This is a genomic window from Curtobacterium sp. YR515, assembly GCF_900113095.1.
In the GTDB taxonomy this organism is placed as follows: Bacteria; Actinomycetota; Actinomycetes; order Actinomycetales; family Microbacteriaceae; genus Curtobacterium.
Window position 1 is genome coordinate 264,558 of sequence record NZ_FOOD01000001.1, and the last position, 14,566, is coordinate 279,123.

General features: G+C 73.0%; 15 protein-coding genes, 1 tRNA gene and 1 riboswitch. Of the genes, 7 read left to right on the top strand and 9 right to left on the bottom strand.

Features of this window, described 5'->3' with window-relative positions; genetic code table 11:
- The first annotated feature begins 81 nt into the window (after window positions 1-81).
- Window positions 82-1,479, top strand: a complete 1,398-nt coding sequence (locus BM028_RS01275) for a DUF6716 putative glycosyltransferase (protein WP_139219721.1) — start codon at window positions 82-84, stop codon at window positions 1,477-1,479.
- Here the strand turns inward: BM028_RS01275 and BM028_RS01280 are convergent.
- On the bottom strand, window positions 1,423-1,683 hold the full coding sequence (locus BM028_RS01280) for a thioredoxin family protein (RefSeq protein ID WP_092384087.1): 261 nt from the start codon (window positions 1,681-1,683) through the stop codon (window positions 1,423-1,425). The genes BM028_RS01275 and BM028_RS01280 overlap by 57 nt on opposite strands.
- Before the next feature lie 62 nt (window positions 1,684-1,745).
- Complete coding sequence (locus BM028_RS01285) at window positions 1,746-2,036, bottom strand: hypothetical protein (RefSeq protein WP_071295918.1); 291 nt, start codon at window positions 2,034-2,036, stop codon at window positions 1,746-1,748.
- Window positions 2,037-2,097: 61 nt separating this feature from the next.
- On the opposite strand from BM028_RS01285, the gene BM028_RS01290 reads away from it, so the two are divergent.
- From BM028_RS01290 to BM028_RS01310, 5 genes are all read left to right on the top strand, one after another.
- Entirely contained in the window at window positions 2,098-2,544 is a 447-nt protein-coding gene (locus BM028_RS01290) for a MarR family winged helix-turn-helix transcriptional regulator (RefSeq protein ID WP_175495948.1), read from the top strand.
- On the top strand, window positions 2,541-3,782 hold the full coding sequence (locus BM028_RS01295) for an MFS transporter (protein WP_070416617.1): 1,242 nt from the start codon (window positions 2,541-2,543) through the stop codon (window positions 3,780-3,782). The genes BM028_RS01290 and BM028_RS01295 overlap by 4 nt, the downstream gene beginning before the upstream one ends.
- A 784-nt stretch (window positions 3,783-4,566) precedes the next feature.
- Window positions 4,567-5,193 carry an oligoribonuclease gene (orn, locus tag BM028_RS01300; protein WP_092384091.1) on the top strand — a complete coding sequence of 209 codons (627 nt, stop codon included), beginning with the start codon at window positions 4,567-4,569 and terminating at the stop codon, window positions 5,191-5,193.
- Window positions 5,194-5,304: 111 nt separating this feature from the next.
- Window positions 5,305-5,380, top strand: a tRNA-His gene (locus BM028_RS01305).
- Between the two features lie 89 nt (window positions 5,381-5,469).
- The gene (locus tag BM028_RS01310; RefSeq protein ID WP_070416619.1) at window positions 5,470-5,814 is read left to right on the top strand and encodes a metallopeptidase family protein; all 345 of its coding nucleotides are present in this window, start codon (window positions 5,470-5,472) and stop codon (window positions 5,812-5,814) included.
- 123 nt (window positions 5,815-5,937) lie between these two features.
- Here the strand turns inward: BM028_RS01310 and BM028_RS01315 are convergent, their stop codons facing one another.
- Both BM028_RS01315 and BM028_RS01320 read right to left on the bottom strand, forming a co-directional pair.
- Window positions 5,938-7,218 (bottom strand): acyl-CoA dehydrogenase family protein, encoded by a 1,281-nt coding sequence (locus BM028_RS01315; RefSeq protein WP_092384093.1) that lies wholly within the window; start codon window positions 7,216-7,218, stop codon window positions 5,938-5,940.
- Entirely contained in the window at window positions 7,215-8,642 is a 1,428-nt protein-coding gene (locus tag BM028_RS01320) for an LLM class flavin-dependent oxidoreductase (RefSeq protein ID WP_092384876.1), read from the bottom strand. The genes BM028_RS01315 and BM028_RS01320 overlap by 4 nt, the downstream gene beginning before the upstream one ends.
- Before the next feature lie 89 nt (window positions 8,643-8,731).
- Between BM028_RS01320 and BM028_RS01325 the strand changes: the two genes are divergently transcribed.
- Window positions 8,732-10,111: an MFS transporter gene (locus BM028_RS01325; RefSeq protein ID WP_092384878.1), complete on the top strand. Its 1,380-nt coding sequence runs from the start codon at window positions 8,732-8,734 to the stop codon at window positions 10,109-10,111.
- A gap of 153 nt (window positions 10,112-10,264) precedes the next feature.
- On the opposite strand, the gene BM028_RS01330 is transcribed toward BM028_RS01325, so the two are convergent.
- The 5 genes from BM028_RS01330 to BM028_RS01350 form a co-directional block, all read right to left on the bottom strand.
- Window positions 10,265-10,852 carry a nucleoside/nucleotide kinase family protein gene (locus tag BM028_RS01330; protein WP_092384095.1) on the bottom strand — a complete coding sequence of 196 codons (588 nt, stop codon included), beginning with the start codon at window positions 10,850-10,852 and terminating at the stop codon, window positions 10,265-10,267.
- 13 nt (window positions 10,853-10,865) lie between these two features.
- A complete protein-coding gene (locus tag BM028_RS01335) occupies window positions 10,866-11,687 on the bottom strand; it encodes an energy-coupling factor transporter transmembrane component T family protein (protein ID WP_254789350.1) in 822 nt (273 codons plus the stop codon).
- Window positions 11,684-13,324, bottom strand: coding sequence for an ABC transporter ATP-binding protein (locus BM028_RS01340; RefSeq protein ID WP_175495949.1), 1,641 nt, complete (start codon window positions 13,322-13,324; stop codon window positions 11,684-11,686). The genes BM028_RS01335 and BM028_RS01340 overlap by 4 nt, the downstream gene beginning before the upstream one ends.
- Entirely contained in the window at window positions 13,321-13,962 is a 642-nt protein-coding gene (locus tag BM028_RS01345) for an ECF transporter S component (RefSeq protein ID WP_092384097.1), read from the bottom strand. The genes BM028_RS01340 and BM028_RS01345 overlap by 4 nt, the downstream gene beginning before the upstream one ends.
- A riboswitch (TPP riboswitch) is annotated at window positions 13,959-14,068 on the bottom strand. It overlaps the preceding gene by 4 nt.
- 101 nt (window positions 14,069-14,169) lie before the next feature.
- Entirely contained in the window at window positions 14,170-14,493 is a 324-nt protein-coding gene (locus BM028_RS01350) for a hypothetical protein (RefSeq protein ID WP_070416624.1), read from the bottom strand.
- Between the last annotated feature and the right edge of the window lie 73 nt (window positions 14,494-14,566).

Genomic DNA, 14,566 nt, shown 5'->3' on the forward strand with positions numbered 1-14,566 from the left:
GACGCGGCCGGCGGCGGGGGCGAGCCGAGGGACGGACGGGAGGCGCGCCTCCCGTCCGATGCCCTGCCACGCGTCCGACGCGTGGTCGGTCTGGTCGACACCGACTCGTTCGCGAAGTGGGGCGCCCACCTGCTCGCCACGGCACCCGCGTACTGGGACCTCGAACTGCTCACGGTGGCGACGCCGCGATCCGCGAGCCGCGCGCAGCTGCGGTCCGCGTTCCGGGGGCTCGACGACCGGCTCGCACACCTGGCCGCCGCGCCGCCTGAGGCACGCGAGGTCGACGCCATCGTCGAACGACTCCGGCAGGACCCGCCCGACGCCGTGCTGGTGTCCCTGATCGGACCGGTGGCGGAGCTCGTCATCGAGGAGGTCCACCGTCGTGTGCCACGGCGACCCGTCCTCGTGACGGGGCTGCCCGGGATCTCCTACCCGGCGAAGTGGAAGGGCGTGTTCTTCCGGGCGCGCGCCGACCTGTTCGTGCTGCACAGCCACCGCGAGGTCCGCGCCTACGAGGAGCTCGCGACCGAGGGCGGTGTCGAGCCGCACTTCGCGCTCGCGACGCTGCCGTTCGCGCGGCCGTCCGGAGCCGCTGCGAGCCGTGACGGGGTCTCACCGCGCGACTCCGTCGTCTTCGCCGCACAGCCGAGCGTCCCCGCGGAACGTGCCGAGCGGGAGCGTGTCGTCGGGTGGCTCGCCGAGACCGCCCGTCGGCACCCGGAGTGGCGCGTGGTGATCAAGGTCCGTGCTGCCGCCGGAGAGCACCAGACGCACCGCGAACAGGACCCGTACCCGGACCTCGTACCGACGGACGCGCCGGCGAACCTCGTGGTCGAGAGCGGGCCGATGTCCGCGCACCTCGACCGGGCGGTCGCCCTCGTCACGATCAGCTCGACGGCCGTGCTCGAAGCGGCGGCCCGGGGCATCCCCGCGCTCACCCTGACCGACTTCGGCATCGGGCGGCACCTCATCAACGAGGTGTTCGTGGGCAGCGGGCTCGAGGGCGACGCCGTCGACCTGGTGGACGGCCGGTTCGGGACGGTCCGGGAGGAGTGGATGCACGACAACCACTTCCACCCGGAGTCCGAGGACGACTGGGCCGAGCGGACCGAGCAGCTCATGGCGTCACGCGACGCCGGCGTCCTGCGCGACCGACCGGCGGCACGCCGGAGTCGCGGTGGCGTGCTGCGTCGGGCCTGGGAGCGGAAGAACGCACTCGGGCCGGACGAACGGAGTGTCCTCGGGGCCGTCGCGCTGGTGATCGGGGCGCCGGTGCGGGCGCTGAAGCGGGTCGTCCGGCAGGTGCGGCGGGTGGTGCGGCCGGCGGAGGTGCCGGTGTTGCTCGCGCCGACGAGTCAGCGTGTCAGTGGGTCCGGGTCGGGCAGGGCCGCGTCCGGAGGGGCCGCGTCCGGTGGTGGCCCGTCAGACCGCCTTGGCGATCGCGAGGAGCAGTTGGTCCCGGGTCGGGACGCCAGGTGACCGGAAGACCTCGGCACCGTCGTCCCGCCGCACGATGATCGTGGGGGTCGACCGGATGCCGAGGTCCTCCGCCTGGTCGGGGTGGTTCGCCACGTCGCGCTCGGTCACGTGCAGCCCGGGGACGAGCTCGGACGCCTCGGCCGACACCCGGCGGGCGGCGGCGCACGGGGCGCAGAACGAGGACGTCCAGAGGTCGAGCTGCATGTGGTCCCGCAACGCGGGCGCGGCCGGATCTACTCCCGGTGCGTGTGGTGCGGCGCTGTTGCTTACTCGCGGTCGAACTCGCCGCTGCGGTCCCCGCGGTCCGCGAGGTCGTCCACCGGGTCGGACTCCCCCGGCACGTACTCGAACTCGGCCGAGGTCTGGTCGAGCACCTGGCGGGACTTCGTCATGCGGTAGGTGAACGCGGTCTGGAGTCCCTCGACGTCGGCGAACACCGTGACCTCGTCGTCCAGCGCGTCGCTCGTGGCCGTGCGGGTGTCGGTCGTGCCGTCGAAGGGTCCGCCGTGGAAGATCGCGGTGTACTCGTCGCCTTCGTGGATGGTGATGTCGCTCATGCATCCCTTCTACCAGGGACCGCCTGTTGACACATTCATAGCCTCGCTATATAGTTTTGCTATGGAATCACCGCGTGAACAGACGATCGAGACGCTCCTCGTCTCCGTCAACCGCCTGATCCGCACCGCAGCGCAGGCGACGGGGAACACCACGTCCTCCGCCGTCTGGCGCACGCTCGGCATCCTCGAGACCGACCAGCCGCTCCGCCTCGGCGAGCTCGCTGCCGCCTCCCGCGTCGCGCAGCCCACGATGACCCGCCTCGTCGCGGGCATGCTCGCCGACGGGCTCGTGTCCCGCAGCGTCGACCCCGACGACTCCCGCGGGCAGCTCATCGAGCTCACCGACGCCGGCCGTGAACGCCTGGCGTCCTGGCGGGTCACCCTCACCCGGACGGTCGGCCCGCTCTTCGCCGACCTGTCCGACGACGAGTGGGACACCCTGCACGGCGCCGTCGAGGTCATCGCCGCCCGAACCTCCACCGCCACCAGAACGGAGACCCACGCGTGAACGCCCACGCACCCGCCGCACAGTCCGGCAGCATCCTCAAGCAGTCATCGGCGGTCTGGGCGATCGCCTTCGCCTGCGTCGTCGCCTTCATGGGCATCGGCCTCGTCGACCCGATCCTCCCCGCGATCGCCTCGTCCCTCAAGGCCACCGCGGCGCAGACCGAGCTCCTCTTCACGAGCTACCTCGCCGTCACCGGTGTCGCGATGTTCTTCACCAGCTGGGTGTCCAGCCGCATCGGCGCGAAGAACACCCTGCTCATCGGCCTCGCGCTCATCGTGCTGTTCTCGGTGCTCGCGGCGACGTCGAACAGCGTCTGGACGATCATCGACTTCCGCGCGGGCTGGGGTCTGGGCAACGCGCTCTTCATCTCCACCGCGCTCGCGACGATCGTCGGGGCGGCCTCGGGTGGCACCGCGTCCGCGATCATCCTGTACGAGGCGGCGCTCGGCCTCGGCATCGCCGTCGGCCCGCTCGTCGGCGGCCTGCTCGGCTCCGTCAGCTGGCGCGGCCCGTTCTTCGGCGTCACGACGCTCATGGCCATCGCGTTCATCGCCATCGTCACGCTCCTCAAGACGAAGAACCTCGAGAAGCCCACGCCGACCAAGCTCTCCGCACCGTTCCGCGCGCTCGGTCGCCCGGCACTCGCCGCCCTCGCCGTCACCGCGCTCTTCTACAACATCGGCTTCTTCGTCCTGCTCGCCTACACGCCCTTCCCGCTCGGCTTCGGCGCACTCGGCATCGGCTTCACCTTCTTCGGCTGGGGCGTCGGCCTCGCGATCACCTCGGTCTGGGTCGCCCCGATGCTCACCGCACGACTCCGCCGCACCACCGTGCTGAAGATCGCGCTCCCGCTGCTCGCGCTCGACCTGTTCGCCGCCGCCGTGGTCGTGCAGTCGCAGGTGGGCCTGATCATCTGCGTCATCATCGGCGGCCTCGTGCTCGGTGTCCTCAACACCGTCCTCACCGAGTGCGTCATGGAGGCCACCGACCTCCCCCGCTCCGTCGCCTCGAGCGCGTACTCCGCGGTGCGCTTCATCGGCGGTGCGATCGCCCCGCCCGTGGCCACCCTGCTCGCCGACCAGTTCGCCCCGTCGGCCGCGTACGTGTTCGCCGGGCTGTCCGTCGCCGTCGCGTTCGTCGTCGTGGTGTGCACCACGCGCGTGCTGCGCCGGGTAGACGACGGCGCCGAGCCCGAGCCCGTCGAGGCCGAGGCCATCGCCGCCGGCGAGATGGCGTAGCCTGCGGCCCCGGCGCGGCGCTGGCCGGGCTCCGCGCTCCGCGCTCCGCGAGCGGGCGAAGTACGTCCCGCTCACCCGCTGCACCCAGCACCTTCTGCCCGCTCGCGCGCTCACCCGCGCGAGCGGGCGTTTTCCGTCCCGGTCGCACCCCGCATCCCGCGCATTCCGCCCGCTCGCGGGTCCCAGGGTGACCGCCTGGAGGCGCGGGTCGACCCCCGAGACCGGCACCGCGCCTCCAGGCACTCGCGCCCACCCCGCGAGCAGGCGAAATCGGGCTCGCTCGCGCCCCACAGCCGTCACGTACCGCCCGCTCGCCGCGTCGCACCCGCGAGCGGGCGAAATCGGGCTCGCTCGCGCCCCACAGCCGTCACGTACCGCCCGCTCGCCGCGTCGCACCCGCGAGAGCGGGCGAATGCTGCGCGGCCCACGCCCCGCACCCCGCGCATTCCGCCCGCGCGCGCAGATGGCACGGGCGCCGCCTGGAGGCGCGGGTCGGCCCCCGAGACCGGCGCCGCCCGTCCGGACGCTTGCCCGCGCCCCGCGCCACGAACGGGCGAAAAACGTCCCGACCGCGGCTCGTAGCCCGCACATACCGCCCACTCGCGCTCCCCCCGCACCACGGGCGGGCGGAAAACGTCCCAGCCGCGCCCCTCAGCGCGCGCATACCGCCCGCTCGCGGGCCGGGCGGGCCGTGCGGGCCGTGCGGGGCCGCGGGCGCGAGCGAACGGGCGCGGGCGCGCGGGCGGAAAGCGACCCCGCCCCGCCGCGGAATAGGATCGACACCATGGCAACTGCGAACGACCGCCTCGTCTGGATCGACTGCGAGATGACGGGCCTCGACCTCGAGGTCGACGAACTCGTCGAGGTGGCCGTGGTCGTCACCGACTTCGACCTCGTCCCCGTGCACCCCGGCTTCGACATCGTGATCAAGCCCGACCAGTCGGCGCTCGACAACATGAACGAGTTCGTCACGAACATGCACACCACCTCGGGGCTGCTCGAGGAGATCCCGAACGGTGTGAGCCTCGCGGACGCCGAGTACCAGGTGCTCGAGTACATCCTCGAGCACGTGCCCGCCGAGGGATCCGCTCCCCTCGCGGGCAACACCATCGGCACCGACCGATCGTTCCTGTCGAAGTACATGCCCCGCGTCGACGGGCACCTGCACTACCGCAGCGTCGACGTGTCGAGCATCAAGGAGCTCTGCCGCCGCTGGTTCCCGCGCGTGTACTTCAACGCGCCGGAGAAGCACGGTGGGCACCGTGCCCTCGCGGACATCCTCGAGTCCATCCGCGAGCTCGAGTACTACCGCCGGGCGGGCTTCGTGGCCGAACCCGGCCCCACCTCGGACGACGTCAAGGCCGTCGCGAGCGAGGTCGTCGCCAAGTGGGAGCCGCGGCTCGCGCAGTAGGACACACCGCCTGCGGCGCGTCCAGGAGGCGCGGCTCACCCCTCGTGTTCTGACCCGCCCCCGGCATGTACTACTATTGAGTGGTCGCGCCGGTCGCCCGGTGTACACATGGTGGATATAGCTCAGTTGGTAGAGCGCCTGGTTGTGGTCTAGGAGGTCGCGGGTTCGAGACCCGTTATTCACCCCAGTGCTGATGCAGATCAGCGGAAGGCCCCGGTCCCTCGGACCGGGGCCTTCGTTGTTCGATCAGGTTGTCCTGCAACGATCGGCGACGTGATGGAGATGTCCGCCGACGCGTTCGAACAGCTCGTGACCGACGAACTCGACCTGCTGCCGGACGAGATGGTCGACGGCCTCGACAACGTGGTGTTCGTCGTCGAGGACGAACCGGAGAACGGCGAGGAACTCTTCGGCGTGTACGACGGCATCGCGGCGACCGAGCGCGGGCAGTACGGCTTCGGCGAGCTCCCGGACCGCATCGTGGTGTTCCGGAAGCAGCACCTCGCCGAGTGCGACACGCTCGAGGAGCTCAAGGACGAGGTCCACACCACGCTCGTGCACGAGATCGGGCACTTCTACGGCATCGACGACGAGCGCCTCCACGAGCTCGGCTGGGCGTAGCCGGACCCGCGCCCACGCCCACGCCGCCCGAGTCTCGGCTGGGCGGACACTTTCGTGGCGGTGCGGGCGCGAAACTGTCCGCCGGGCCGAGTCTCGCCACCCGCCGGCGCCCGCCCCAGCACCTCAGAACCGCGTCGGCCCCACCTCGTGGTACTTCTCCCACGCGTCCACCGGCCCCCGCCCGTGCAGCGCGTACTCCCCCACGAGCCGCTCCTTGTAGACCGCCGGGTTGTGCGACGCCACGACCCGGGCGTTCCGCCAGTGCCGGTCCAACGCCCGCGTGCGATCGGCCGCCGAGGCCCCACCGACCTCGAACAGCTCCGACGCCGCCCGGAGCACCCGCGGCCCGACCTCGATCTGCGCCTGGTAGACCGCGTTCTCGGCGGCGTCCAGCAGGGCACGGTCGACGCCGGCCCCGGGCTCGTTCGTGCCCACGACCCCGTCGAGCAGCCCCGCCGCGGCGGCGACGAGCGAGCGGGCCGTGAACGCCCCGGCCGACAACCGACCGAGCACGGCCAACACCTGCGGGTCGTCCCCGGGCCGCGCGGCGTTCGCGTGGATGTACGTCCGGGTCCGCGGTCGCACGAAGGCGACGGCGTCGTCGGACACCGCCTGCCCGATCCCGGCGAGGACCGCCAGCAGGTACAGCTGGTAGAAGGCCTGGATGTGCGACAGCGGGGCGTCCTTGTACGCCGAGACCACGGAGGGGTCGACCGGCACACCATCGAAGACGGTTGTGCCGGACGCGGTCAACCGCTGCCCGAACCCGTCCCAGTCGTCGACCGAGGTCACACCGACCGCATCGGTCGGGATCGCGAACGTGACCCGGTCGCCGTCCCGGTCCGCCGCGAGGTAGATCCAGTCCGAGTAGAGCGTCCCGGTCGAGTAGAACTTCCGGCCGTCGAGACGGACGGAACCGTCCTCGGCGGGGCGCACCGTGGTGGAGATGTCGGCGAGCGTCGTCCCGGTCCGCTCCGACGTCGCGTTCCCGATGATCGCGCCGTCGACGATCCGCTGCAGCCACTCGTCCCGCCCGGCCGACGACGGCCGGAGGAGCACGAGTTCGGTGTACCCGAAGTGCCCGCGCCACAGGTGCGCGATGTTCGAGTCGGCAGCGGCGAGGTCGGCGACGAGGTGCACGAGTTCGACGAGCGTCACGCCGAACCCGCCACGGTCCTCCGGCACGCGGAGCCGTCCGAACCCCGCGTCGGCGAGCGCACGGACCTCGTCGTGCGGCAGCGGCCGGTCCCCCGGCGTCCCGGACGCCAGCTCGCGGTCGACGGCCCCCTCGCGGATGCGGTCGAACAGCGGCCGGAACCGAGCGCGCAGTTCCGTCAGGCGGCTGGTCCCGGTGCCGCTCTGGAGGGACGGCTCGCCCCCGGTGGTCGTCGTCGCGTCGGTCATGCGGTCACCTCCACGGCGTCGCGCGCGGTGTCCGCGCCGGTTCCGGCAGCTCCGCCCGTGAACGCTCCCCGCCACCGCCGCGCCGGGTGGCTCTCGGGCAGCTGCGGGTGGCCGAAGAGCTTCTCGCGCAACGTCCCCTCGCGGTACTCGGACTGCATCAGTCCGCGTTCCTGCAGGGTCGGGGCGATGTGGTCCACGAACTCCTCGTAGGAGCCGGGCAGCGTCCAGTTGATGACGTTCACCCCGTCGACCCCGGCGCGCTGCCAGTCGGCGAGCTCGTCGGCGATCTGCTCGGGCGTCCCGACCACGCGGGCACGGAGCTTCGCGGAGAGTCGGGCGAGGTCGGCGATCGTCGGCTCCCGGTCGCCGGCGGCTTCCCGGAGCCACTGCAGGTGGGACTGGCCGGCGTGCGTGCGGACCTCGGACAGCGGCGTCTCGGGGTCGAGGGCCTCGCCGGTGTCGGGGTCGAACCCGAGGTTCGAGTGCACGAGGAAGCCGTCGGCCGCGAGGTACTCGTCGATCTCCGCTTCCTTCGCCTTCGCCTCGGCCTCGGTGGCCCCGGTGACGAACGTCAGCCCGAGGAAGAAGGCGATGTCGTCCCGCTGCCGCCCCGCTGCCGAAGCGAGGTCGCGGGTCTCGCGGATGAGCTGCTCGGTGGCGTCGCGGTTCGACGTCAGGATGAACTGGGCCTCGGCGTTCCGCGCGGCGAAGGCACGGCCGGCCGGCGAGGACCCCGCCTGGAAGAGCACGGGCGTCCGCTGCGGCGACGGTGCCGACAGGTGCGGGCCCTGCACGTCGTAGCGCTTCCCGTGGTGGTCGATGCGGTGCACCTTGTCGGGGTCGGCGTAGCCGCGCACCGGGTCCTTGAGCACGGCGCCGTCCTCCCACGACCCCTCCCAGAGCTTCGCGCAGACCTCGAGGTACTCCTCGGCCCACACGTAGCGCTCGTCGTGCTCCTCGAGCCGATCGGCGCCGAAGTTCCGCGCGGCGCTGTCGAGGGCGCTCGTGACGACGTTCCAGCCGATCCGACCCCGGGTGATGTGGTCGAGGGTGGAGACCTTGCGGGCGAAGTCGAACGGGTGCGACTGGATGACGCTCGACGTGAACGCGAGCCCGAGGTGCTCCGTCGACACGGCGAGCGCCGAGAGCAGGACGGACGGGTCGTTCGAGGGGATCTGCAGCCCCTCGCGCAGGTTCGTCGAGTAGTCGCCGCGTCCGGGGCCGTACGTCCCGACGACGTCCGCGAAGAACATCGCGTCGAACTTCCCACGCTCGAGGGTCTTCGCGAGGTCGGTCCACAGCGTCACGTCGTCGAAGTCGGCCTGGCGGGCGTCCGGGTGCCGCCAGAGGCCGTGCTGGATGTGCGACGTCGTGTTCATGACGAAGGCCGCGAAGCGCAGCGGGCGGTTCGGTGCATCGCTCATGCGGTCCATGTTCCCCGCCGGGGTGTCGCGGGAGGGCGTGACGTGACCTCGCGTTACGCGGGGTGTTCCCCGAGGTGCGCGACGCGACCATGCTCCTGAGGGTGCCGAACTCGACCACCGCAGCCGCGCCTCCAGTCCGTTCCACCGCACCGTCGACCACCGCGACCCGCCGTCGCGTCGCCCTGGCGTCCTTCGTCGGGACGACCGTGGAGTACTACGACTTCTACCTGTACGCGACCGCGTCCGCGCTCGTGTTCGCGCCCACGTTCTTCCCCTCCGTGACCCCCGCGGTCGGCGTCATCGCGTCGTTCGCGACCTACGGTGTCGGGTTCGTCGCCCGTCCGCTCGGTGGGATCATCGCCGGCCACCTCGGCGACCGGATCGGGCGGAAGAAGCTGCTCGTCGCGTCGCTCGTGCTGATGGGGATCGCGTCGACGCTGATCGGGGTCATCCCCTCCGCCGCGACCATCGGCGTCGGTGCCGTCGTCGCGCTCGTGGTCCTGCGGCTGCTGCAGGGTGTCGCGGCCGGGGCCGAGTGGGGCGGCTCGGCGCTGCTGTCCGTCGAGCACGCACCCGAGCGGCACCGCGGACTGTTCGGGGCGTTCACGCAGATGGGGTCGGCGGGCGGCATGCTCCTCGCGACCGGTGTCTTCACGCTCGTCCGGGGGTTGCTCGGCACCGAGGCGTTCCTGGCGTGGGGCTGGCGGCTGCCGTTCCTGTTCTCGGCGGTGATCGTGGCCGTCGGACTCGTCATCCGGCTCGGCGTGCAGGACGCGCCGGTGTTCCAGGAGCTGCGCGCCTCCGGGAACGTCGAACGGTTCCCGGTGTGGCAGGCGATCCGGCGGCACCCGCGGGCGATCCTCGTCACCGCGGGGCTGCGGCTCGTGCAGCCGGCGCTGTACTCGATCCTCACGACCTACTCGCTGACGTACCTCGGGTCGGTGCGGGGCCCTTCCGGCGCTTCGGCCTGGCTCCAGGCCGTGCTCGTCATCTCGGCGGTGTCGCTCGTGTCGACGCCGTTCTGGGGCTGGCTGTCCGACCGCGTCGGCCGCCGGGTGCTGACGATCTGGTCGGCGGTGGGGATCGCGGTGCTCATCTGGCCGTTCTTCGCGTTCCTCGACGCGGGGCCGCTCGTGCTGCTACCGCTCGTGGCGCTGATCGGGATGTGCGTGTTCCACGACAGCATCTACGGGCCCCAGGCGGCGTGGTTCGCGGAGCAGTTCCCGACCGGTCGGCGCTACTCGGGGATGTCGCTCGGGTACCAGATCGGGTCGATCTTCTCGGTGGGGCTCACGCCGTTGCTCGCGGCCGTGTTCGTCGAGCTCGGTGGGGGCTCGCCGTGGATCCTGTGCGGGTACCTCGGGGTGTACGCGGTGCTCTCGATCGTCGCGGCGGTGTTCGCGGTGGACCCGGTGGCGGCGGCCCGGCGGGGTGCGCGGGGTGCGGCGGGGAGGGTGCGCGCTGGCTGAGGTTTCGCGCTGAGCGACACATCACGGGCGCGATCCGACGTGAAGTGTCGCCCAGCGCGTGAACTCGCCGGCCGCCCGCGCCGGGCCGGGCGCCGGGCCGCGCGCCCGCGCGCGCCGCACGCCCCGCGCGCGCCGCCCCGCACGCGGAGCGCCCTACGTCCGCAGCACCACGTCCGCCAGCTCCGCCGGCCGCTCGGCAGCGATGAACGCCGCCTCCTGCGCCGCCCACCGGTCCCACTCCCGCGCGAAGGACTCGCCGTCACGCCCGATCGCCCGCTCCCACCGGGTGTCGTCGTCGGCCTCGAGCCACACCCGCAACGACGCGAGCGGCGCCGAGTCCCGGGACAGCGCACCGCACCCCTCGACCACGATCGGCCGCCCGGGGTCGACGGTGGCCCACTCCGCCGGGCACGACGTCGCCCAGTCCCACCGTCGGTAGCCGGAGCGTTCCCCGAGGACGTCGGTCACCACGGCCTCCGCGGCGGCCCGCAACCCGTCCCATCCCGGGTAGACGTCGTCGAGGTGGACGACCTGCGCGCCGAGCCGGTCCGCCAGGGAATCGCCGAGCGTCGTCTTGCCCGTGCCCGACCTGCCGTCGACGAGCACGACGAGTCGCGCTCCGGAGGCGGCCGCGACCCCGGCGGCCGCGGCGGCGAGGGCCTCGACGAGCGAGTCTCCGGGGCCCGGAAGCCGGCCGACGGGCCGCCCCGACGCACAGCTCGCGCCGCGCGCGCCACCCACGTCGGGTTCCCCCTCAGGCACGCCACGTCCCCGCGCCCACGGCCACCGCGATCGACACGACACCGATCCCGACGAGCACGCCGACCATCGCCCACTCCGGCCCCGCGAACCGCACACTCCGCGCCCACGTCCGCCGCCCGGGAGCGCCGAACCCCCGCGACTCCATCGCCACCGCCAGCGTCGTCGCCCGCCGCAGCGCCAGCACGAGCAGTGCGAACGCCATCGACGCGCCACGCCGCAGCCGTCCGGTGTCCGCGACGCCGCGGGCCCGACGGGCCATGCCGAGCTGTCGCCAGTCGTCCCCGAGGAGCGTCATCATCCGGATCGCCGCGAGCGCCCCGAGCACGAACCGTGCCGGCAGCCGCAGGAGCTGCGCGAGCCCGTCCGCGAGGTCGGTCGGGTCCACCCGCACGAACAACGCCACCGCCGGCAGCCCGATCGCCAGGACACGGAGCGCCGTCGCCAGCGCGAGTGCGAGCGACCCGTCGGTGACGTGCGCGAACCCGAGGTCGAACCAGGACCGCCCGGACGGCCGCCCGTACAACGCGATGCTCAGCGCGGTCAGCGGCACCGCGACCAGGACCGGCGAGGTCCGCAGCAGCAGCGTGCGGAGCGGGATCCGCAGGAGCGGCAGGAGCAGGAGTTCGAGACCGAGCGCGACCGTCGCGGACACGACGTCGAGGCTCAGCACCAGGCACACGCCGAGCGCGAGGACGCCCAGCAGCGAGGCCACCGGCTGGACTCCGCGGACGCCGCGCGCACGCGTGGTGCCGTCGGGTGGTCCAGGAGGCGCGGCTCGTCCGGGCAGACCGGCCGCGGCCTGGTGCGCGGTCACGGTTGCACCTCCGTGGCCGGGTCGCGCAGGTCGGCGGCCGGCCCGACGGTGCTCGCCCCCGTCGCCCCTGTCGCCCTCGTCGTCCCCGTCGTCCCCGTCGCCCCTGTCGCCCCGAGCACGACCTCGTCCGCATCGAGCGCGCGGACGAGGTCACGGTCGTGCGTCACGGCGACGATCGCCGTGCCGGCGTCGGCGAGTTCGCCGAGCCGTTCCACCACGGCCTGCCAGGTCGCCCGGTCCTGACCGGACGTCGGCTCGTCGAGCACGACGACGGGCGGCCGGGAGGCGATGACCGTCCCGATCGCCAACCGCCGCTGCTCGCCGCCGGACAGCGTGAAGGGGTTGGCGTCGGCGAGGTGCGCGAGGCCGAACGCGTCGAGGAGCTCGTCGACCCGGGCATCGACGTCCGCCGCTCCGAGGGCGCGGGGGCCGACGGCCAGCTCCTCACGCACGGTGCGGGCGACGAACTGGTGCTCGGGGTCCTGGAAGACCGTGCCGATCCGACCGGCCAGCTGCCTGCTCGTCCACGCGGCGGGGGCGTCACCGATGCCGTCGGCGAGTGCCGTGCCCGCGCGGAGCGACCCCGCGGCGGGGCGCAGGAGCCCGGCGAGCGTGAGGCCGAGCGTCGACTTGCCGATGCCGTTCGGCCCGGTGACCGCGAGGACCCGTCCGGCCCGGACGTCGAGGTCGATCCCGCTCCCGACCGGCTGCCGCTTCCCCCTGGCGGTCCCGAGCCCCCGCGCCGCGAGCAGCACCGGGTCCCGATCGCCGAGCGGGCGGAATGCGTGCGGTCCGCCGCGGACCGTCCCGTGCATTTCGCCCGCTCGCGGCGGCGTGCGGGTACCCCGACGCGCCGAACCCCGCTCGGGCTCGGACCCGGGCACCCAGACGCCGGCGGCGGTCAACGCCGGACCGTGCTCGGCGAGCACGTCCGCAGGCGCACCGTCCGCTGCGACACCCCCGGCCGGCTCCAGCAGCACGAGTCGGTCGACCAGGTCCAGCCAGGTGCCGATGCGGTGCTCGACGACGAGCAGCGAGCACCCGGTCTCGTCGAGCAGCGCCCGAACGGCGTCGTGCACCTGCACCACGCCGGAGGGGTCGAGGTTCGCGCAGGGCTCGTCGAGCACGAGGGCACCCGGGCGCATGGCGAGCACGCCCGCGAGCGCCAGCCGCTGCCGCTGCCCGCCGGAGAGCATCGTGGTGGACCGGTCGAGCGGCAGGTCGAGCCCGACGACGTCGAGAGCCGACCGGACGCGCTGCCAGGTCTCCTCCCGCGGGACGCCGGCGTTCTCGCAGCCGAACGCCACGTCGTCGCCGACGCGGGACATCACCGTGTGCGCCTCGGGGTCCTGCATGACGAGGCCGACGCGCCCGCGGACCGCGCGCGGTTCGGCACCGTCGACGAGGACCGACCCCTGGACGGAGGCCGCGGTGTCGTCGGTGGCGTCCGGCTCGTCCGGAAGCACGCCCGCGACCGCCCGCAGCAGCGTCGACTTGCCGGCGCCCGAGGGACCGACGATCGCGACCCGCTCCCCCGGCTCGACGGTCAGGTCGACGCCCCGGACGGCCCAGGCGTCACGTTCCGCGTACCGCCAGCCCCAGTCGGAGAAGGTGACCCGCGCGGCTGCCACGGTCACGCGACGGTGCGAGGACCGCGTCTGGAGTGCTCACGGCCCGCCGCGAACGACGACAGGACGCCGGTCGCGGCGAGCGCTCGGACGAGGAACCACGAGCCGACGCCCGCGATCAGCGCACCGGAGACGATCGCCGAGACGACGTAGATGACCTTGAAGGCCAGGTCGAGTCCGGGGTACCAGAGCACCGTGTCGTTCAGCCCGAGCGCCAGCCCGGCCGCGGCACTGGCGAGCACGACCACCGGCAGGCGGTACACGCGGTACAGGAAGAGCGCGAGCACCAGCTCGGCGCCGAGGCCCTGCACGAGGCCGGCCTCGAGCGTCAGCCAGCCCCACTGCGTGCCGAGGAGCGCCTCGACCGAGGCGGCCACCATCTCGGCGTAGAGGGCCGCTCCGGGCTTCCGGACGATGATCGCGACGACGGGCCCGGCGAGCAGCCACACCCCGCCGAAGAGCGCCTGCGTGCCGGGGAGCACGAGCGCGGCGACGGCGCTGATCGGCTCGTAGCCGAACTCCCAGAGCTTGAAGACGACACCGATCGCGACGGCGAGCACGCTCGCCACGACGATGTCGACGACCCGCCAGCGCAGCGAGCGCCTGACGGGGATGGACGGAACAGCAGTGTGCGTGCTCGTGGACATGGCCCTGGACTCCTCCCTGCGCCGGCATGATCCGGATCAGGTTCGACGGTCGGAGCGCCACTCGCTCCCTCTCAGCCCGGCGATCCCGGACTCCCGTGTGTGTCCCGCCATTGTAGACGTGGTCGCGACCCGGTGACGGATCGCGACCACAGGACGTCCTGGAGGCGCGGGGCGGGCCCGCACCGCGCCTCCAGGTCCGTCAGTGGGTCACTTCTTCAGGACGCGGACCAGCTTGCGCAGGACGGTCCCGGTCACCCAGATGACCGGGACGCTCACCGCGAGGAGGGAGATCAGGTTCGGCTCGAACTCGAGGTCCTTGCCGGGGCGTCGGACGTAGGCGCCGATCGGGATGGAGACGGCACCGCCGCCTCCGCCACCGTTGTCGTCGCCGTCCCCGCCCCCACCGAAGCCGAACCAGCCGAGGGACACCGGGATGAGGGTCTGGTCGCCGACCTCGACCGGCTCCCCGTAGTTCGTGGACACGCCGACGGGGCGTACCTTCTCTGCGATCTGCGTGACGATGTTGGCCATGCGCGCGACGCTACCCGCCCGTTCCTCCACAGGCAGAGCTACCCGCGCATCCGTCCACGGCCGGAGCTTGTCT